The organism is Mitsuaria chitosanitabida ATCC BAA-476 = NBRC 102408 (assembly GCF_001598255.1).
In the GTDB taxonomy this organism is placed as follows: Bacteria; Pseudomonadota; Gammaproteobacteria; order Burkholderiales; family Burkholderiaceae_C; genus Roseateles; species Roseateles chitosanitabidus.
Window position 1 is genome coordinate 1 of record NZ_BCYP01000025.1, and the last position, 19846, is coordinate 19846.

A 19846-nucleotide genomic window follows, 5' to 3' on the forward strand; every position below is an offset into this window, starting at 1 on the left:
CTCTGCCGGCAACCAGGCGTCCACGAGCATCGATGTCGTGAAGGACACGAAGGTCGTCCAACCGACCGTGACGCCGAGCAACGGCGCCAACCCAATCAACGCAACCGGCACGGTGGCCGTGTCCGGCCTGGAGAGCGACGCCACGTGGGACTACAGCCTGGACAGCGGCACGACCTGGAAGCCGGGCACCGGCTCGTCGATCGCCGCCGGTGAGCTGAGCGAAGGCGCCAATCACATCACCATCCGCCAGACCGACGCCGTCGGCAATCAGGCGTCGACGAGCATCAATGTCGCAAAGGACACGAAGGTCTCGGCGCCGACGGTGACGCCGAGCAACGGCGCCAATCCGATCAACAGCACCGGCTCGGTGGCCGTGTCCGGTCTGGAAACAGGCGCCAAGTGGGACTTCAGCCTGGACAACGGTGCGACTTGGAATCCGGGCGCCGGTTCGTCGATCGCGGCGAGTGCGCTCAACGAGGGCACGAACCACATCACCATTCGCCAAACCGACACCGCGGGCAATCAGGCGTCGAAGACCATCGATGTCGTGAAGGACACGCAGGTCGCGCAGCCGACGATCACGCCGAGCAACGGCAGCGATCCCATCAACAGCAACGGCTCGGTGGCCGTGTCCGGTCTGGAGACAGGTGCCAAGTGGGACTTCAGCCTGGACGACGGCGCAACCTGGAAGCCCGGCACCGGCTCGTCGATCGCCGCCAGTGAGCTGAGCGAAGGCACCAATCACGTCACCATCCGCCAGACCGACCTCGCTGGCAATCAGGCGTCGAAGACCATTGACCTCACGAAGGACACGCAGGTCGCAGCACCAGAGGTCATTCAAGACGTAGATGGCACGATTCGAATCGACCACCTCGAGTCCGGCGCCACGTGGTCCTACAGCGTCGACGGTGGCAGGAACTGGACGTCCGGAACCGGCTCGACGCTTCCCTTCAGCGCGCTTCCAGCCATCGACAACACCCTCCTCGTTCGTCAGACCGATGCTGCCGGCAACTCGGCGGTCAGCAAGGCCACCTTCGTCTCTAAGGAACCCTTGGTCTTCAGCGACGTGACGCCGCCTGAAGCGCCGTCGCTCTCGCTCGCCAGGGACATCGGAACCCTGGCCGGAGACAAGGTGTCGCCCGACGCCACCATCAGGGTCGGCGGTCTGGAAGCCGGCGGGTCCTGGCGGTACAGCCTCGACGGGGGGGCGATCTGGACCACCGGCGTTGGCTCGACCATTGATCCGACCGTCTTTGGCGCTGATGGCGACAAGACAGTGCAGGTCAAGCAGTTCGATCGCAAGGGCAATGAGAGCGTGACCAGCACGTTGAGCTTCACGCTCAGCACCACGACCATCGAGCAGGTGCCCCTGACGCTGTCCTTGAAGTCTGCGGGGACAACCGGCCAGGACGGGCTCGTGACGGTCGGCAACGCGGCCATCCACGCAACCGTCCCTGAGAACATCCTCAGCTACAAGATCGAATACGACTGGGAGGACATGTCGACCTTCAAGACGATCTGGAGTCCGGGCCGAGACTTCGACATCACCAGCCTGCTGTCCGACGGCGAGCACTCCGTTCGCGCGGTGATCTATGAGAACACCGCTCAAGGCTTGGCCCGTTACAGCAACGAGCTGCATTTCGTGGTGGATCGCAGCCAATCGAGTGGCGCATTGTCCGCCGCGCCCACGCTGCGATTGGCCACGGACACGGGGCGCTCGAACACGGACCTGGTCACCAGCGACGGGAAGATCAACGTGACGGGACTGGCCGAGGGCGCCTCACTTCTCTACGGCAGTCCTGGTGGCGGCGAGTTGGTCCGTGCGATCGGCAATTCCATCCCCAGCTCGTTCTTCGGGAGCAGGGATGGAACGAAGGCCGTCACGGTGTATCAAGTGGATGCAGCTGGCAAGGTCAGCGAGGGCGCGACGCTGACCTTCACGCTGGACACCCAGGTCGCCGTTCCGGGAGCGTCGACCAGCACCGGCACTTCCGCCGTCGATGACGGTGACCGCGTGAACATCAGCGGCCTCGAGTCCGGCGCGACCTGGGAGTACAGCCTGGACGGCGGCTCCATCTGGGCGACGGGCACCGGCACGTCAATCAAGGCGGAATCGCTGAACTACGGCGACAACTCGGTCGCGATCCGTCAGACCGACGTCGCCGGGAACATGGCGACCAGCAGCGTCCAGAGCGTGACCCGGAACGATCCCGCGCCCTCGGTCGTCATGCATCTCTACGAGACGCCGGATCAGTCCACCTACCTCATCGGCAACACGGTCGCGACCGTGCACGTCGTCCGCTCGGATATCGCCGTCGCGACCCTGGACGATCTCCGCGGCCTGGGCGACGCCTACGGCACGATGTCCACGAGCGGTGCTGGCCAGGACTTCGTCGACGGTCTCGCCGACGGCGCCTATCGCTTCTACGTGGCGAGTGCCTCCGGGAAGCTCAACGAGGTCCATTGCTCGAATGCGGGGATGACCGATGTGGCCGCTGTGCGATGGGTCGCCGGCGGGCACGGGTACTTCATGACCATGTCCAGCGAGGTGGGCACGGGGGGCGACGACCTGATGAGCGGGAATCTGGGCGTGCTGACCGGCGGTGCGGGGGCCGTCACTTTCAGGGCGACGGATGCCAGCGCCCTGCGGCTGTTCCTGGGGGACTACAGCCGGGCCGAAGGCGACGTCCTGGACCTCAGCGCCGTCCTGTCCGGCGCCACGGTCGACAACCTGTCGAGCTACCTGTCCAAGCAAGTCGGCGAGAACGGCCAGATCACGCTGAGGCTGGACGCGAGCGGCTCGGGGACCTTCGAGAGTGACAAGTCCTTCGTGACCCTGCTCAACAACCAGGTCGCGCAGGACATCGCGCTCAAGCTGGCCGGAGGCGCGACCGCGGTGATCTGACCGATCAGCCGGGGAAGGATCCCGGCAGCAGCACGTCCCGATCGACGCCTGCCAGCTGCCGATGCCCACAGAACGCCATCGTCAGATCCAGCTCCCGATGGATGATCTCCAAAGCCCGGCTCACGCCGGGCTTTCCCATGGCGCCCAGCCCGTAGAGGAAGGCTCGGCCGATGTAGGTGCCGCGCGCGCCCAGGGCCCAGGCCTTGAGCACGTCCTGTCCCGAGCGGATCCCGCCATCCATGTGCACCTCGATGCGATCGCCCACCGCCTCGACGATGCGCGGCAGCGCGCGGATGCTGGACTCGGCCCCGTCGAGCTGCCGTCCCCCGTGATTGCTCACGATCAGCGCATCGGCGCCGCTCGCGGCCGCGAGCTTGGCGTCCTCCTCGTCGATGATTCCCTTGATGATCAGCTTGCCGCCCCAGCGCTCGCGGATCCATTGCACGTCGTCCCAGCTCAGCTGCGGATCGAATTGCTTGGCGGTCCATTCCGACAGCGAGCCCATGTCGCCCACACCTTTCACGTGCCCGACGATGTTGCCGAACTGCCGCCGCGACGTGCCGAGCATGCCCAGGCACCAGCGCGGCTTGCTCGCCATGTTGATCAGGTTGGGCAGGGTCAGCTTGGGCGGCGCGGACAGGCCGTTCTTCAGATCCTTGTGGCGCTGGCCCAGGATCTGCAGATCCAGCGTGAGCACCAGCGCATCGCACTTCGCAGCCTTGGCGCGGTCGATCAGGCTGTTGATGAAGCCGCGGTCCCGCATCACGTAGAGCTGGAACCAGAAGGGGGCCGTGGTGTTCGCCGCCACGTCCTCGATCGAGCAGATGCTCATCGTCGACAGCGTGAAGGGAATGCCGAAGGCCTCGGCCGCCTGCGCCGCGAGGATCTCCCCATCCGCATGCTGCATGCCGGTGAGCCCCGTCGGCGCGATGGCCACCGGCATCGCGACCGGCCGGCCGATCATTTCCGTGGCGGTGCTGCGGCCCTCCATGTTGACCGCGACGCGCTGGCGCAGCTTGATGGACTGGAAGTCCGATTCATTCGCGCGATAGGTGCTCTCGGTCCAGGACCCGGAGTCCGCATAGTCGTAGAACATCCGCGGGACGCGCTTCTGCGCGAGCACGCGCAGGTCTTCGATGCAGGTGATGACGCTCATGCGGCGCATGCTAGGACAGGCCGCCCGCGCCGGGGCGGAAAGTTTGGCGGGCGGGGCCGGAAGAAGCTTCCGGCGGCCTCAGGGACTTCCCGAGGCCACGCGCTCAGGCATGGCCGACATCGGCGCTCAGCGCCGCGCAGTGCGCCACCAGCCAGCGCGAGAACGCGCGCGCCGCGTCGCTCTCGCCATGCCGCACGAGGCCGTAGGGCATGGCCGCGGGCACGGCCAGATCGAAGAGCCGCTTGAGGGTTCCTCCACGCAGATAGGTCGCGGCCAGGCTCGGTCGGCCCAGCACCACGCCTTGGCCGCAGGCGGCCGCTTCCAGCGTCAGTCCGAGGTCGACGAAGCGCGTCCCCTGCGAGGGCTCCGGCCAGTCCAGGCCCGCCGCCCGCAGCCACGGCGACCAGGGCTGCAGCGGCGTGCGCAGCAGCGGCGCCTGGGCCAGGTCAGCCGGCGTGTGGAGTGCGGGCAGCCGCGCGAGCAGGGCTGGCGCGGCCATCGGCGTCACCACGTCGTCGAGCAGCACCTCGCCGCCGGCGGGAATGGCGCCCGCGAAGATCTCGACCTCGGAAGGCGGCGCCGGTTGATCCAGATAGGGCGTCGACAGCAGCAGTTCCAGCTCGATGTCGGGGTGCGCGGCCTCGAAGCGGGGCAGGGCGGGTACGAGCACCTGCCGCGCGAAGGTCGGCGGGCTGCTGATGCTGAGTCGGGTGAGCCGCTGCTGCTCGCGTCGATGCAGCGGGACGGCGGCGAGCAGCGACAGGGCGGTCTGGACCTGCGCCAGGTACTCCTTGCCTGCGGCGGTCAGGCGCAGCGGGTTGCGCGTGAGCAGCGGCTGGCCGAGCCGCTCCTCCAGGGTCGCGATGCGCTTGCCGACCGCGCTGGCGCTGACGTGCAGCGTCTCGGCCGCGCGTTCCAGGCTGCCCAACCGGGCGGCGGCCTCGAAGGCCAGCAGGCCGTCGATGGAGGGCAGGCGCAGGGAGTCGCTGGGGGCGTCGCTCATGGAGGGCGACTGTAGCCGCCGGCGCTGGCGGCACGGGCGCGGACATGAGCGGCCGCCGCACGGGCCGCGGTCCGGCCCGGCTACAGTGGCGCGATGTCCGATGCCGTCGATCGAGATCCCCTGACCGGAACCCGCGCCGCCGCGGGCGGTGTCGATCGCGCCGACGCAGGTGTCGATGCGGGTGCCGACGCGAGGGCCCATCGGGACATCGGCGCGGGCCGCCGGGCCGGCACCGCGCTCGAGGCCGCCGCCGATGAGGCGACGGTCCAGGTGCTGGAAGAAGCCGCGCTGTGGCGCCGCCTCCCCTGGCTGATCGCGGGCGGCTTGAGCCTGCTGCTCGGCGTGATCGGCATCTTCCTGCCGCTGCTGCCGACGACGCCCTTCGTGCTGCTGGCCGCGTTCTGCTTCGCGCGAGGCTCGGCCCGCTGCGAGGCCTGGCTGGTCGGGCATCCCCGCTTCGGCCCGATGGTCGTCCAGTGGCGCGCGAATCGGGCCGTGCCGCTGCGCGCCAAGCAGATGGCCTGGGGAATGATGGCGGTCAGCTCGGCGATCTCCTGGGCGGTGATGCCGGTGCTGCCCTGGCTGCCGGCCGTGTGCTGTCTGGCGGTGGGGGTCTGGTTATGGCGACTCCCCACCGCTCGGTGACTTGAACCGTCGCACGACCAGATCCAGCGCAGTGAACAACGCGACGATTCCCGCCATCGTCACGACGGCCCGGTTGCTGCTCATGAGCGCCGATATGGGGCCGGAGGACACCACCGCCAGACACATCAACGCATAGGGATAGAGCGACAGTCCAAGTCCGAAATCACCCCCGACCTGCGACATCAGGGGGGCTCGGAGCCAGAGACGCCGACCCGCGATGAAGCTGAGGGCGATGACGCCGGAGGCCATGTCGTGCGGATTGCCATCGAAGAACGCCGCCATCGTGTTGCGCTCCACATGTCAGTGGCGGTCGTGGCGAGCGCACCAGAGCACGAACGCAGCGCCGGCAAGGATGCCGACGACGTCACGCAGGAGGCTCTGTCCAGTGACGAATCCGCTCAACCAGGCGCCCATCAGGCCACCGGTGGCGGCATGCCGCCCCACGGTGAAGGCATGCGCGATGCGATCAAGGTTGAAGTGGGCGGGAACAGGAACGGTGCGCAAGCTCATCGATCAACTCCTCGGAAGACGGCGACTGACCAAGTCGCTCACTGTGCACCGAGCTGGACAGCCGGGCGTCGATGCGAGTCCCCGGTGTCGACAGACTTTGCGCCAGATCAAGTTCCGCGAATCGCTTTCGGGAGGCGATGACTGGAACAAGGCAGGACATCGTGGCGTCGAACGCACAGCAGCGGCGTCGAGCCTCCTCCTGTCAACCGAACAGGCTGAGGTTCTCCGGCTTCGGTCGCGGATCCTGCGGCTTGTCGGCGGCGTTCGATCGGCCACGCCTGGGCGGCTCCACCTCGCCCGGCCGGCTCAGCTTCCCGACCCGCACGCCCAGCAGCCGCAGCCGCTGGCTCAGGTCCACCCGCTTCAGGCACAGGCCCGCGGCATGGCGGATCGCGGCGGCGTCCTGCACCGGCTCGTCCAGCGTCAGGTCGCGCGTCACCGTGCGGAAGCCCTCGAAGCGGAGCTTGATGCCGATGGTCCGGCCCAGGTAACCCTTGCGCTGCAGGTCCACGGCCAGTTGCTCGCACAGCGCGGTGAAGATGCGCGACAGCTCCGGCTTGTCGCGCCGCGCGTGCAGATCGCGCTCGAAGGTGGTCTCGCGGCTGATGGACACCGGCTCGCTGTGCGTCACCACCGGTCGATCGTCGAGTCCCCAGGCCGCCTGATGCAGCCACAGGCTGTAGCCCGGGCCGAAGTGCTGGGCGAGCAGCTCCGGCGGCGCGGCCGCCAGCTCACCGATGGTGTGGATGTCCAGGGTCTCCAGCTTGGCGCCGGCCTTGGGGCCGATGCCGTTGATGCGCCGCACCGGCAGCGGCCAGATCCGGGTCGGCAGGTCGGCCATGGTGATCAGCGTCAACCCGTCGGGCTTGTCCAGCTCCGAGGCGATCTTGGACAGCAGCTTGTTGGGCGTGACCCCGATCGAGCAGGTCAGCCCGGTCGCGCGCTGCACCGAGTTCTTGATCTCCCGCGCCACCGCCCGCGCGCCGCCCAGCGGATCGTGGCCCACCGCGTCGCGGGCGCCGGGCACGTCGCTCAGGTCGATGTAGATCTCGTCGATGCCGCGGTCCTCGATGACCGGGGCGATCTCGCGCACGGCGGCCTTGAACAGCCGCGAGTAATGCCGGTACGAGTCGAAGTCGGCCGGCAGCAGGATGGCTTGCGGGGCGCGCAGCGCGGCCTTCATCAGGCCCATCGCGGAGAACACGCCCAGGTCGCGCGCCGGATAGGTGGAGGTCGTCACCACGCCGCGGCCGGTGTAGTCCTCGAGCTTGAAGAACTGGCGCGTGCCGTCGGGCAGCAGTTGCGGCGTGTGGGCGCGGCGGCCGCCGACCACCACGGGCAGGCCCTTGAGTTCCGGATAGCGCAGCAACTCCACGGACGCGTAGAAGGCGTCCATGTCCAGATGGGCGATCAGGCGATCGGGGAGGGCTGGCTGCGGCTCGGCCATGCGGCGCATTGTGGCGGCGCTTGCTGACGGTCGTTGTCAGCAGGGCCGGCGCGGCAACCGCCGGCCGCGAGGACCGGCGCCGCCGCGCGAGGCGGTCAGTGACCGCAGGAGGTCGAGCCGCAGGCGGACACCGCCGGCTCGCGTTCGGCGTCGGCGCCTTCGGCCGACGTGGCGGCCTTCACCGGCTCGCGGCATTCGCCGGTCCTCGGGTCGAAGCCGCGTTGCTGCATGGTGTAGACCAGCGCCGCGTCCATCATCTCGGCATGACCGGGGAACCACTGCGCCAGCTCGCCGCGCACGATGGTCAGCGGCTCGCGGTCGAGCAGGTCCTCGGCGTAGCGCACCGTCTCGCGCATCACGTTGAGCACCATCGCGTGCTGGCTGCTGTGGCAGTTCTCGGCCTCGAAGCCGGTCGCCGCCATCCAGCGCTCCTCCATCGCGAAATGGTCCTCGGTGTGGGCCAGCAGCGCCTTGAAGGCGGGCAGGGCGTCCTCGCCGCGATCCAGCGTGTCGCCGAAGGCGTTCAGCAGCTCGACGAATTCCTCATGGGTGTGGTCCAGCTCGGGCTGGTCCAGCACGAGGTCCTGGGACCAGGCGAGCGTGCTCATGCCGCGCCGCCCGTCGAGGCGCCCAGGCGGGCGCGATGGCGGGCCACCTGCGCGCGGACCTGCGCCGGCGCGGTGCCGCCCAGGATGTTGCGCGCGTTCAGCGAGCCCTGGAGCGACAGCACCTCGTAGACGTCCTCGCCGATGCGGGCATCGAACTGACGCAGCGCGTCCAGCGACAGCCCGGACAGGTCCACGCCCTGCGCCTGCGCGGTCTTGACGGCGTGGGCCACGATCTCGTGGGCGTCGCGGAAGGCCAGGCCCTTCTTGACCAGGTAGTCGGCCAGGTCGGTCGCCGTCGCGTAACCCTTGAGCGCGGCGCGCTCCATGGCCTCGGGCTTGACGGTCAGGCCGTCCATCATCTCCGCGAAGATGCGCAGCGTGTCGCTCAGCGTGTCGACGGTGTCGAACAGCGGTTCCTTGTCTTCCTGGTTGTCCTTGTTGTAGGCCAGCGGCTGGCCCTTCATCAGCGTGATCAGGCCCATCAGGTGGCCGACCACGCGGCCGCTCTTGCCGCGCGCCAGTTCCGGGACGTCCGGGTTCTTCTTCTGCGGCATGATGCTCGACCCGGTGCAGAAGCGGTCCGGCAGCGCGATGAAGCCGAAGGCCTGGCTCATCCACAGGATCAGCTCTTCCGACAGGCGCGAGATGTGCACCATGATCAGCGCGGCCGCGGCGCTGAACTCGATCGCGAAGTCGCGGTCGGAGACGGCGTCCAGGCTGTTCTGCGCGACGCCTTCCATGTCCAGCGTGCGCGCGACGCGCTCGCGGTCCAGCGGGTAGCTCGTGCCGGCCAGCGCGGCGGCGCCCAGCGGCAGGCGGTTCACGCGCTTGCGGCAGTCGATCAGGCGCTCGGCGTCACGCGCGAACATCTCGACGTAGGCCAGCATGTGATGGCCGAAGGCGACCGGTTGCGCCACTTGCAGATGGGTGAAGCCGGGCAGGATCACGTCGGCATGGCGCTCGGCTTGGCCGACCAGCACGCGTTGCAGCTCGCCCAGCAGGCCGACCAGCGTGTCGATCTCGCCGCGCAGCCACAGGCGCACGTCGGTGGCGACCTGGTCGTTGCGGCTGCGGCCGGTGTGCAGGCGCTTGCCGGCCAGACCGACCAGCGTGGTCAGGCGGGCCTCGATGTTCAGGTGCACGTCCTCCAGGTCCAGCTGCCACTCGAAGCGGCCGGAGGCGATCTCCTCGCGGATCTGGGCCATGCCCTTCTGGATGGCCGCGTGGTCGTCGGCGCCGATGATCCCTTGCGCGGCGAGCATCTCCGCGTGGGCCAGCGAGCCCTGGATGTCGGCGGCCCACAGGCGCTTGTCGAAGTCGACGCTGGCGGTGTAACGCTTGACCAGGTCGCTCATCGGCTCGGAGAACAGCGCCGACCAGGCCTGCGACTTGTTGGCCAGCTGGTTGTCGGAGGGCTGGCCGGTGGAGGCGTCGGAGGGGGTGTTGCCGGAGGGAGTGGACATTGCTTGCAAGGCGTTACGACTTCGCGGGGATCCGGGGGCGCCCGCATTGAGAGCGGAAGGGCGCCTGGGCGAGAATGAGCCGCAGATTCTAAAGCGGCAGCGAAAAGGGCAGGACAGTGCGGGGACGGGAGGATCCGATGGTTCAGCCGGCCTGGGAAGAGACCCGGCTGGACGTGCGTCCGCCCGCGACGCGGCTGATCGACGCCCAGCGTCGCTTCGACGTCTGCCACGTGGGCCTGGTGCTGCGGGCGGTGCTGGGCGTGCAGCTGGTGCTGGCGCTGGGCCTGGCGATGTCCAGCGAAACCCTCTCGCTGTGGGCCTGGTCCATGAGCGGCGCCTCGGTCGCCGCCCTGAGCGGCGTCCTGGCCTGGCTGCTGGTCGTGTGCGCCGCCAAGCGCGTGCTGGCCCGCCTGCCCGAGTCCGCCCAATGGACGCTCCCCATCCTGCTCGGCGCGGCCTGCGCCTACGGCGGGGCGCGGCTGCTGGAGGCGGTCGAGCTTGGTGGGCTGGGCGAGCTGCAACGCATCGCCGCGGCCGCGGCCGGCGCGCTCGCGGCGGGGGTGCTGCTGGGCTGGCTCAAGCTGCGCGAACGCGCGCAGGCGCCGGCCGACGCGCTGGCCCGGCTGGTGGAGCTGCAGTCCCGCATCCGGCCGCATTTCCTGTTCAACACGCTCAACACGGCGATCGCGCTGGTGCGGGTCGACCCGAGCCGCGCCGAATCGGTGCTGGAGGATCTGGCCGAGCTCTTCCACGTGGCGCTGGCGGATGCGGGCCCGACCGCGGAGGGCGTGCGCCTGTCCCAGGAAGTCGAGCTGGCCCGGCGCTATCTGGCGATCGAGCAGCTGCGCTTCGGCGAACGGCTGCGGGTGAACTGGCACCTCGATCCGCATGCGGACGACGTGCGCGTGCCCCCCCTGCTGCTGCAGCCGCTGGTCGAGAACGCGGTGCGCCATGGCGTCGAGCCCAACGACCTGGGCGGCGACGTCGACATCGTGACCCGGGCTCGGGGCTCCGAGGTGGAGATCCGCGTCGTCAACACGGTGGGCCTGCCGTCGCGCGCGCAGGGTCATGGACTGGCGCTGCGCAACGTGCGGCAACGGCTGCGGCTGATGCACGACGTGGCGGCGCGGCTGGAGGCCGGCCCCGGTGACGGCCGTTTCGTGGTGCGCATCGTGCTGCCGCGCTGAGCGGGACCGGACGCGAAAGAGATTGCAGAGGAACGACCTGATGCTGACCCATCCGCCGCTGAGAGTCCTGATCGTCGACGACGAGCCGCTGGCCCGCCTGCGGCTGCGGGGCCTGGTCGAGGGCAACGAGGAGCCGCGCGCCGAGGTCGTCGCCGAGGCCGGCAGCGGCGAGCAGGCGCTGATGTGGCTGAAGGACCATGCCTGCGACCTGGTGCTGCTGGACGTGCAGATGCCGGGCCTGGACGGGTTGGGCCTGGCGCAGGCGCTGCGGGGGCGGCCCTTCGCGCCGGCGGTCGTCTTCGTGACGGCCCACCCGCAGCACGCGCTGCAGGCCTTCGAGCTGGAAGCGCTGGACTACCTGACCAAGCCGGTGCGGCGCGAGCGCCTGCAGGCCAGCCTCGCCCGGGCGGCGCAGCGGGTCGGCGAGCGCGCGGCCATCAAGGCGCGCGATGGCCAGGAACCCGCGGCCGCCGACGGCACGGCGCAGGTCATCAACATCACCGAACGCGGCCGGCTGCTGCGGGTGCCGCTGGGCGAGGTCCTGTACTTCAAGGCCGAGCTCAAGTACCTCACGCTGCGCACGGCCACGCAGAGCCATGTCATGGACGGCTCGCTGAGCGATCTGGAGCAGCGCCTGGGCGAGCGCTTCCTGCGGGTGCACCGCAACGCGCTGGTCGCCAAGGCGGCGGTGCGGGAGCTGGAGCGCCACGTGCCGACCGAGGGCGTCGCGGAGCCGGACGGCGACGGCTCGGGCGAACTGGGCTGGGCGGTGCGCATCGCCCACGTCAACGAATGGCTGGCGGTGTCTCGGCGGCAGGTCGCGGCGGTGCGCGAGGCCCTGGCCGGTCAGCGCTGAGCGGCGGCGCATGCGACGCGAGCCCCGCCGGATCTGGTGGATCGGCGTGCCTGGCCACGCGATGGGGCGCCCGCTCCGACGAACTGGCCTACAGCCGAGAACAGGTCCGGGCGACCTCGCAGAAGCTGTTCGAGGTCCTGAAGACGGATGGGCCCGAGCAGTTCCAGCCGCAGTCCGACCTCGCGCGAGGCGCGTCCGATCCCAAGGTGGAATGCAGGCGCCTGCGCGCCGAGATGGACCTGCTGACGCTCATTGCGCAGGCGGGCGAGTTCGAGGCCGTGAAGCGGCTGGCGGGTGGTCTGCCGCCGCGCTAGCGCGGGGCGTCGGTGACGCCCGCGCGGATCAGCCCGTGTTCCGCAGGCCGGCCGCGATCCCGTTGATCGACAGATGGATGCCGCGCTGGACGCGCTCCAGCCGCGGATCCTCCTGGCGCTTCTCGACCGGGATGGCGCGATAGCGGCGCATCAGCTCGACCTGCAGGTGGTTGAGCGGGTCGATGTAGGGGAAGCGATGCTCGATCGAGCGCGCCAGCGCCGGGTTGGACGCCAGGCGGTCCGCCTCTCCGGTGATCAGCGCGAGCGCCTGCTCGGTGCGCGCGAACTCGGCCTCGATCGCGCCGAAGATCCGCTTGCCCAGGCGCTTGTCCTCGACCAGCTCCAGATAGCGCTGGGCGATGTCCAGGTCGGCCTTGGCCAGCACCATGTCCAGGTTGGACAGCAGGGTGCGGAAGAAGGGCCACTGCTTGTGCATGCGCTTGAGCAGCGCCAGCTTCTCCTCGCGGCCGGCCTTGTCCTTGCCCAGGAAGGTCTCGATGCCGGTGCCGAAGCCGCACCAGCCCGGCAGGGTGATGCGCGACTGGCCCCAGCTGAAGCCCCAGGGAATCGCCCGCAGGTCCTCGATGGCGCGGGTCGCCTTGCGCGACGCGGGACGCGAGCCGATGTTGAGCTCGGCGATCTCGCGGATCGGCGTGGCGGCGAAGAAGAAGTCGGCGAATCCGGGCGTGTCGTAGACCAGGCCGCGGTAGGCGGCGAAGCTGGTGTCCGACAGCGCCTGCGCCGCGTCCATGAAGGCCTTGGGCGCGGGCTTGGTCGGGTGCAGCAGCGTGGCCTCCAGCGTCGCCGCGACGAGGGTCTCGAGGTTGCGCCGGCCGATCTCCGGGTTGGCGTACTTGGAGTTGATGACCTCGCCCTGCTCGGTGAGGCGGATCTGGCCGTTCACCGTGCCCGGGGGCTGGGCCAGGATGGCCTGGTAGCTGGGACCGCCGCCGCGGCCCACCGTGCCGCCACGGCCGTGGAACAGGCGCAGCGTCAGCGGCCCCTGCGCGCGCAGCGTGTCGAAGAGCTGCACCAGCGCGATCTCCGCGCGATACAGCTCCCAGCTGCTGGTGAACACGCCGCCGTCCTTGTTGGAGTCGGAGTAGCCCAGCATGATGTCCTGCTCACCGCCGGAGCGCCGCACCATCGCGGCCATGCCGGGCAGCTCGTAGAACGCGCCCATGATGCCGGGGGCGTTGCGCAGGTCGCCGATGGTCTCGAACAGCGGGACCACGATCAGGTCGCTGATCGCGTCACCATCCAGCGTGCCGCGCAGCAGGCCGTATTCCTTCAGCAGCAGCTGGACCTCGAGCAGATCGCTGACGTCCTCGGTGTGGGAAATGATGTAGTGGCGCAGCGCCTCGCGGCCGAAGCGCTGGCGCGATTCGCGAGCGGTGGCGAAGATCGCCAGCTCGCCCTGCGCGCGTTCGCTGTACTCGGCGCCCAGCACGCGCAGCGGCCGGGTCTGGTTGAGCAGATCCACCAGCAGCGCGCGGCGGTCCATCTCGCCCAGGGCCGAGTAGTCCTCGCAGACGCGCGCTGTCTTGAGCAGCTCGGCCACGACGGCCTCGTGCTGGTCGGAGCTCTGCCGCAGGTCCAGCGTCGCCAGATGGAAACCGAACACCTGCACCGCGCGGATCAGCGGCTTCAGGCGCGGCGCGATCAGCGCATGGGCGTGATGGCTCTCCAGCGAGCTCTGGATGATGCGCAGGTCCGCCAGCAGCTCCTCGGGCGTGAGGTAGGGATCCTGCGGCGCGACCGCGTGGCGCAGCGCCTCGGTCCCGGTCAGCGATTCCAGCGTCGCGGCCAGACGGGCGTACATGCCGGTGAGGGCGCGCCGATAGGGCTCGTCCATCCGATGCTCGTTGCGATCGGGGCTGCGCTCGGCCAGCGCCTGCATCTCGGGCGTCACGCCGGCCAGGCGCAGCGAGATCGACAGCTCGGCGCCCAGCTCGTGCAGCTCGGTCAGGTAGTGGCGCAGCGCGACCTCGCTCTGGCGGCGCAGCGCCAGGCGCATGGTGTCGGCCGTCACGTTGGGGTTGCCGTCGCGGTCGCCGCCGATCCACTGGCCCATGCGCAGGAAGGGCGCGACCTCCTCGCCGGGCAGCGCTTCCTCGAGCTCGGTGTAGAGCTTGGGGATCTCGCGCAGGAAGGTGGCGTGGTAGTAGCTCAGCGCGTTCTCGATCTCGTCGGACACGGTCAGCTTGGAGTAGCGCAGCATGCGCGTCTGCCAGAGCTGCGTGACCCGCGCGCGGATCAGGCTCTCGTTGGCGGCCTTCTCGCGATCGGTGTGCAGGCGGTCGCGGGCCTCGACCAGCTCGGCCACGGCCCGCTCGGCGTCCAGGATGCTCTTGCGCTGGACCTCGGTCGGGTGGGCGGTCAGCACCGGCGAGACGAAGCCGCGTTCCAGCGTGCGCGCCACCTCGGTCGGGCGCACGCCCGCGTCGAACAGGCGCTCCAGCGCAAAGGCCAGCGAGCCGGCCTGCAGGCTGCCTTCGCGCTCGTGGACCTCGCGGCGGCGCACGTGATGGCGGTCCTCGGCGATGTTGGCCAGGTGAGAGAAGTAGCTGAACGCGCGGATCACGCTGACGGTCTGCTCGCCCGACAGGCTCTTGAGCAGCTTGTCCATCTGCTTGCCGGCCTGCGTGTCGCGCTTGAGGCGGTAGGCTACCGACAGCTGCCGCACCCGCTCGACCAGCTCGTAGGCCTCGCGGCCTTCCTGCTCGCGGATGACCTCGCCCAGGATGCGGCCCAGCAGGCGGATGTCGTCCATCAGCGGCTGGTTCTTGTCCTTCACCGCGCGCGTGAGCGCGGTGCCCGTCTTGACGGCGCGCTTGGCCGGGACCTTGCCGTTGGGCTTGGCGGCCGCCTTGACCGCTGCCTTGGCGGTCGCTTGGGCCGCCGGCTTCGCGGTCTTGGACTTGGCGACCGCGGCGGGCGCGGTGGAGGAGGACTTGGCGGCTGACTGGGCAGCGCGGCGCGGGGCGCGGGAGGCGGAACTGTCGGGCATGGCGTCGTCGTGTCGTCGGCGGCAGGGATGCCGGGGATGAGCCCCGAGAGGGCGGGAGCACGGATGTAACCGAGTTACCTTCGGCTGACTTTAGCAGTTTCTTCGCGCGGCGCCCGCCCCACGGCGTGGCGCGCGCGCCGCGTGAAGCTCCGGGATCGCGCAAGCGATGCTTCGCGGCAACCGACGGTCCCGAACTTTGCGCGAGCAGCGGTCACGGCGCCGTCGGTGACAGGCGTTGCCGTTTAGCATGCCGCCCATGAACAACGATTTCGTGATCGCCACCCGCGAGAGCCGGCTGGCGCTGTGGCAGGCCGAGCATGTGCAGGCGCTGCTGCGCGCCCGCGGTCTGGGTGTCGAGCTGCTGGGCATGACCACCCGCGGCGACCAGATCCTGGACCGCACGCTGTCCAAGGTGGGCGGCAAGGGGCTGTTCGTGAAGGAGCTGGAGACGGCGCTCGAGGACGGCCGCGCGCAGTTGGCGGTGCATTCGCTCAAGGACGTGCCGATGGAGCTGCCCGAGGGCTTCGTGCTGGCTGCCGTGCTGGAGCGCGAGGACCCTCGCGACGCGCTGGTGTCGCCGCGCTACGAGAGCCTGGACGCGCTGCCGCAAGGCGCGCGCGTCGGCACTTCCAGCCTGCGCCGCGTGACGCAGCTCAAGAGCCGCCGGCCCGACCTGGTCGTGGAGCCGCTGCGGGGCAACCTCGACACCCGGCTGCGCAAGCTCGACGAAGGCCAGCACGACGCCATCGTGCTCGCCGCCGCCGGGCTGAAGCGCCTGAACCTGGCCGACCGCATCCGCCAGTACTTCGACGTCGACACCATGATTCCGTGCGCGGGGCAGGGCGCGCTGGGCATCGAGATTCGCGCCGGCAACACCGCGCTGGCGGCGCACCTGGAGGCGCTCGCGCATCGGCCGACCTGGCTGGCGACGGCCGCCGAGCGGGCGGTCTCGCGCGCGCTGGGCGGCAGCTGCTCCATGCCGCTGGCCGCGCATGCGCAGTGGCGGGCCGATGGGCAGCTCGTGCTGTCGACCGCCCTGGGCCATCCCATCCACCCCGAACGCGCGCTGCTGCGCGCGACCGAGCAGGCCGTCGTCGCCGACCTGGACGCCGCCGAGGCGCTGGGCCGCCGCGCCGCCGACGCGCTGCGCGGACAGGGCGCCGACGACTACCTGAAGGACGTCTGATGCCGGACGGCGCCCGCCTGCTGCTCACCCGTCCCGAGGCGCAGGCCGACGACTGGGCCCGGCGGATGGCGGCGCTGGGCGTGCCGACGGCCTCGCTCCCGCTGATCGACATCGCGGCGACCGACGATCCCGCGCCGGCTCAGGCGGCCTGGGCCGCGCTGGACGAGACGGATCTGGCGATGTTCGTCAGCCCCAACGCGGTCCGGCACTTCTTCGACCGGCAGCCGGCGGGCAAGACCTGGCCCTCGCGAACCTGGGCGGCCACCGTCGGGCCGGGCAGCGCGCAGGCGTTGGCCGAGCACGGCGTGCCGGCCGCGCGCATCGTGCAGCCGCCACCGGGAGCGGACAGCCTGGACTCCGAACATCTCTGGCCCGAGCTGTGGCGAGTGCTCGACCCGGTTTGGGGCGAGGCCCCGGGCCATCCCGGCGGGGCTGAGCGGGCGGACTCGGCGGCCCGCTGGGCCGGCCGGCGCGCCCTGCTGGTGCGCGGCGACGGCGGGCGCGAGTGGCTGGGCGATCGGCTGCGCGAGGCCGGCATGCGGGTCGACGCGGTCGGCGTCTACCGGCGCGGCTGCCCGCGGCTCGATGTCCCGACGCGGGCCCTGCTGCGACGTGCCCTGGCGTCCCCCGCGTCGCATGTGTGGTTGTTCAGCAGCTCGGAGGCCATCGGCCACCTGGAAGCGCTCGAACAGGGGACGCGCGAGGGCGGACCGGCGCCGGACTGGCGCGCGGTGCGGGCGGTCGCGACCCATGAGCGGATTGCCGCGCGGGCACAAGCCCTGGGGGTGGGGCATGTGGTTTTGGTGCGACCCGATGCCCCCGCTGTCGCGGCCGCGTTCCGGATGCTGTCAGGGTCCACCCTAGAATCGCGCACGTGAGCGAGACCACCACCCCAGCGGCCGACGTCCCGTCGCCCAACAAATCCTCTCCGTCCGGCCCGTCCCCGCGCCCGGGCGCCACGCTGACCCAGGCCGGCGTCTTCGTCATCGGTCTGGTGGCCCTGTTGGGCCTGGGCCTGGCCTGGCAGAGCCAGCAACGGCTCAAGCAGGTCGAGCAGGAACTGGTCCGGCGCCAGGACACCAGCCAGAGCGAGGCCAACCTGGCCCGCGAGCAGGCCCGCATCGCGCAGGACCTCAGCCGCGACACCGCGGCCAAGGTCGCGCTGCTGGACGCGCGCCTGGCCGAGGTGGCCGTGCAGCGCGAGCAGCTCGAGACCCTGATGCAGTCGGTGAGCCGGTCGCGCGACGAGAACGTCGTCGGCGACATCGAGGGCTCGCTGCGCGTGGCGATGCAGCAGGGCGTGATCACCGGCAGCGCCGAGCCCCTGGTGGCCGCGCTGCGTCAGGCCGACGACCGCCTCGGCCGCTACAAGCAACCCCGGCTCGAAGGCGTGCGTCGCGCCGTCGCGCGCGACCTGGAGCGGGTGAAGGCGGTCAGCGTGGTCGACGTGTCCTCGCTGACGGTCAAGCTCGACGAGGTGGTGCGCCAGATCGACGATCTGCCGCTGCTCGCCGTGGCCCAGCCGGGCCGCGATCCGTCCGGCGCCCCGCAGGTCCGTCCCGAGACCGCGGCCTCGGCCCCGCGCGGCGCGGCGCAGGCGCGCAAGGCCTCCGGCGCCGGCGCGCAGGCCGCTGCCGCCTCGGCGGCGGAGACGGGCTGGTGGTCCCGCGTGTGGGACCAGGCCGGCGAGCGCTGGACCACGCTGTCCGGGGACGTCTGGCGCGAGGCCCGCGGCCTGCTGCGCGTGACCCGCATCGATCATCCCGAAGCCGCGCTGATGGCGCCCGAGCAGGCCTTCTTCCTGCGCGAGAACCTCAAGCTGCGACTGCTGAACGCGCGCCTGGCGCTGCTGAGCCGGCAGTTCGACACCGCGCAGGTGGACCTGCGCGAGGCGCAGGCCATGCTGGACCGCTACTTCGACGGCCGCTCGCGCAAGCTCTCGACCACGGTCGAGCTGCTGCGCCAGGTGCAGGGCCAGTCGCGGCAGGTGACCGTGCCGCGTCCCGACGACACGCTGGCCGCGCTGAGCGCGGTCGCGCGCTGAGGGGATCGCCATGCGGATGGTGATCTGGCTCGTGCTGCTCTTCGTCGCGGCGGTGGTCGCGGCGCTGACCCTGGGGAACAACGACGGTCTGGCCAGCTTCTACTGGCGCGGCTGGCGGATGGACCTGTCGCTCAACCTGTTCCTGCTCTTGCTGCTGGCGGGCTGCTTCGCGCTGATGACGCTGATGCAGACGCTGGACGCGCTGCTGACGCTGCCCAAGCGCGCCCGGCTATGGCGCATGGCTCAGCGGGAGCGCAGCGCCCAGATCGCGCTGCGCGAGGCCTGGGCCGAGTACTTCGGCGCGCGCTACAGCCGCGCCCAGAAGGCCGCGCAACGCGCGCTGTCGATCCAGTCCCAGACGCCGGACCTGGCGCAGGACGGCGCCTTCATGGCGCTGGCGCACCTGGTCGCGGCGCAGAGCGCGCACCGCCTGCAGGATCGCCGCAACCGCGACGAGCATCTGCGTCAGGCGTTGCAAGTGGCCTCGGAATCTCCTGGCGCCCGCGCGCAGGAGGAAGGCGCGCGCCTGCTGGCCGCCGAATGGGCGCTGGACGAGCGCGATGCCCCGCGCGCGCTGGGCCTGCTGGGCGAGCTGAGCCCGGGCGTGGCGCGCCGTACCCAATCGCTGCGATTGAAGCTGCAGGCGAGCCGCCTGGCCCATCAACCGCTGGAAGCGCTGCGCACCGCGCGCCTGCTGGCAAAGCACCAGGCCTTCTCGAAGTCTGCGGCGCAGAGCCTGCTGCGCTCGCTGGCCTGCGAGGCGCTGGAATCGTCCCGCGACATCGATCAGCTGCGCGGCGGCTGGCAGCAGCTGGATGCCTCGGATCGTCGCGACGTGTTCGTGGCCGCGCGAGCCGCGCACTGCGCGGCTGCCCTGGGGGCGCCCGAGGACGGCCGCGGCTGGCTGCGTCCCTTCTGGGAAGCGATCGCGGAGCAGGGCGCCGACGAACGTCAGGCGCTGGCCGACGCGCTCGTGCCCTGCATGCCGGGCCTGGGGCCCGAGTGGCTGCAGCGTCTGGAAGGCGCGGTGCAGCGCTTCCCGCGCGACGGCACCATGGCCTATGCGCTGGGCCATGCGCTGGCGGAGCGCCAGCTCTGGGGCAAGGCGCGGCTGATGCTGGAGCAGGCCGCCGAGGATCGCGCGCTGAGCGTGGCCGCGCGTCGTCGCAGCTGGTTGCGCCTGGCCGAAATGGCGGAGCAGGACGGCGACACGGAACGCCGCGCGCGCTGCTACGAGGCCGCCGCGACGCTGGGTTGAAAGATTTTTGAAGAGATTCTTGCGCGACCCAAAAATTGCATGCTATAGTCGCAGTCTTTCAGCGGCTGTAGCTCAGTTGGATAGAGTACTTGGCTACGAACCAAGGGGTCGTGGGTTCGAATCCTGCCAGCCGCACCAGAAAATGTCGAATATCTTGAGGTCGAAAGATTCAAGAGATATTCGGTAAAAAGAAGAAGCAAGAACAAAAAGCAGATTCCGCTTCCACGACGGCGGATCTGATCAGTAAAAGTCGC

At 70.3% G+C, this 19846-nt stretch carries 16 protein-coding genes and 1 tRNA gene; 9 read left to right on the forward strand and 8 right to left on the reverse strand.

The features are described from left to right. Nucleotides 1-37: 37 nt before the first annotated feature. Nucleotides 38-2905: a type I secretion C-terminal target domain-containing protein gene (locus tag MCHT01_RS16625; protein WP_148661569.1), complete on the forward strand. Its 2868-nt coding sequence runs from the start codon at nt 38-40 to the stop codon at nt 2903-2905. Between the two features lie 4 nt (nt 2906-2909). Here MCHT01_RS16625 and MCHT01_RS16630 read toward each other — a convergent pair whose 3' ends face one another. Both MCHT01_RS16630 and MCHT01_RS16635 read right to left on the reverse strand, forming a co-directional pair. Continuing rightward, nucleotides 2910-4061: an alpha-hydroxy acid oxidase gene (locus MCHT01_RS16630; protein WP_067066595.1), complete on the reverse strand. Its 1152-nt coding sequence runs from the start codon at nt 4059-4061 to the stop codon at nt 2910-2912. Between the two features lie 103 nt (nt 4062-4164). Further along, on the reverse strand, nt 4165-5064 hold the full coding sequence (locus tag MCHT01_RS16635) for a LysR family transcriptional regulator (protein ID WP_067066581.1): 900 nt from the start codon (nt 5062-5064) through the stop codon (nt 4165-4167). Between the two features lie 93 nt (nt 5065-5157). Between MCHT01_RS16635 and MCHT01_RS27075 the strand changes: the two genes are divergently transcribed. After that, nucleotides 5158-5709 (forward strand): YbaN family protein, encoded by a 552-nt coding sequence (locus tag MCHT01_RS27075; protein ID WP_084452815.1) that lies wholly within the window; start codon nt 5158-5160, stop codon nt 5707-5709. Here the strand turns inward: MCHT01_RS27075 and MCHT01_RS16645 are convergent. The 5 genes from MCHT01_RS16645 to argH form a co-directional block, all read right to left on the reverse strand. Next, complete coding sequence (locus tag MCHT01_RS16645) at nt 5683-5991, reverse strand: hypothetical protein (RefSeq protein ID WP_067066582.1); 309 nt, start codon at nt 5989-5991, stop codon at nt 5683-5685. The genes MCHT01_RS27075 and MCHT01_RS16645 overlap by 27 nt on opposite strands. Before the next feature lie 18 nt (nt 5992-6009). Continuing rightward, on the reverse strand, nt 6010-6219 hold the full coding sequence (locus tag MCHT01_RS16650; protein ID WP_067066584.1) for a hypothetical protein: 210 nt from the start codon (nt 6217-6219) through the stop codon (nt 6010-6012). 202 nt (nt 6220-6421) lie between these two features. Beyond that, nucleotides 6422-7666: a DNA polymerase IV gene (gene dinB, locus MCHT01_RS16655; RefSeq protein ID WP_067066585.1), complete on the reverse strand. Its 1245-nt coding sequence runs from the start codon at nt 7664-7666 to the stop codon at nt 6422-6424. 95 nt (nt 7667-7761) lie between these two features. Then, nucleotides 7762-8274, reverse strand: a complete 513-nt coding sequence (locus MCHT01_RS16660; protein WP_084452817.1) for a hemerythrin domain-containing protein — start codon at nt 8272-8274, stop codon at nt 7762-7764. Next, complete coding sequence (argH, locus tag MCHT01_RS16665; RefSeq protein ID WP_067066587.1) at nt 8271-9737, reverse strand: argininosuccinate lyase; 1467 nt, start codon at nt 9735-9737, stop codon at nt 8271-8273. Before argH ends, MCHT01_RS16660 begins: the two co-directional genes overlap by 4 nt. 137 nt (nt 9738-9874) lie before the next feature. Here argH and MCHT01_RS16670 point away from each other — a divergent pair, with 137 nt between their 5' ends. Both MCHT01_RS16670 and MCHT01_RS16675 read left to right on the forward strand, forming a co-directional pair. After that, nucleotides 9875-10924: a sensor histidine kinase gene (locus MCHT01_RS16670; protein ID WP_084452820.1), complete on the forward strand. Its 1050-nt coding sequence runs from the start codon at nt 9875-9877 to the stop codon at nt 10922-10924. A gap of 40 nt (nt 10925-10964) precedes the next feature. Then, nucleotides 10965-11780: a LytR/AlgR family response regulator transcription factor gene (locus MCHT01_RS16675; protein ID WP_067066589.1), complete on the forward strand. Its 816-nt coding sequence runs from the start codon at nt 10965-10967 to the stop codon at nt 11778-11780. Between the two features lie 342 nt (nt 11781-12122). On the opposite strand, the gene ppc is transcribed toward MCHT01_RS16675, so the two are convergent. Beyond that, entirely contained in the window at nt 12123-15104 is a 2982-nt protein-coding gene (ppc, locus tag MCHT01_RS16680; RefSeq protein ID WP_084452822.1) for a phosphoenolpyruvate carboxylase, read from the reverse strand. Between the two features lie 256 nt (nt 15105-15360). Between ppc and hemC the strand changes: the two genes are divergently transcribed. The 5 genes from hemC to MCHT01_RS16705 all read left to right on the forward strand — a co-directional run bounded on the left by hemC (nt 15361) and on the right by MCHT01_RS16705 (nt 19730). Then, nucleotides 15361-16290, forward strand: coding sequence for a hydroxymethylbilane synthase (gene hemC, locus MCHT01_RS16685; RefSeq protein WP_067066590.1), 930 nt, complete (start codon nt 15361-15363; stop codon nt 16288-16290). Beyond that, a complete protein-coding gene (locus MCHT01_RS16690; protein ID WP_067066592.1) occupies nt 16290-17168 on the forward strand; it encodes a uroporphyrinogen-III synthase in 879 nt (292 codons plus the stop codon). Before hemC ends, MCHT01_RS16690 begins: the two co-directional genes overlap by 1 nt. Beyond that, nucleotides 17165-18334 carry a uroporphyrinogen-III C-methyltransferase gene (locus tag MCHT01_RS16695; RefSeq protein ID WP_084452824.1) on the forward strand — a complete coding sequence of 390 codons (1170 nt, stop codon included), beginning with the start codon at nt 17165-17167 and terminating at the stop codon, nt 18332-18334. The genes MCHT01_RS16690 and MCHT01_RS16695 overlap by 4 nt, the downstream gene beginning before the upstream one ends. Nucleotides 18335-18344: 10 nt before the next feature. Beyond that, the gene (locus MCHT01_RS16700; RefSeq protein WP_067066594.1) at nt 18345-19592 is read left to right on the forward strand and encodes a heme biosynthesis HemY N-terminal domain-containing protein; all 1248 of its coding nucleotides are present in this window, start codon (nt 18345-18347) and stop codon (nt 19590-19592) included. 61 nt (nt 19593-19653) lie between these two features. Continuing rightward, a tRNA-Arg gene (locus MCHT01_RS16705) sits at nt 19654-19730 on the forward strand. Nucleotides 19731-19846 lie beyond the last annotated feature (116 nt).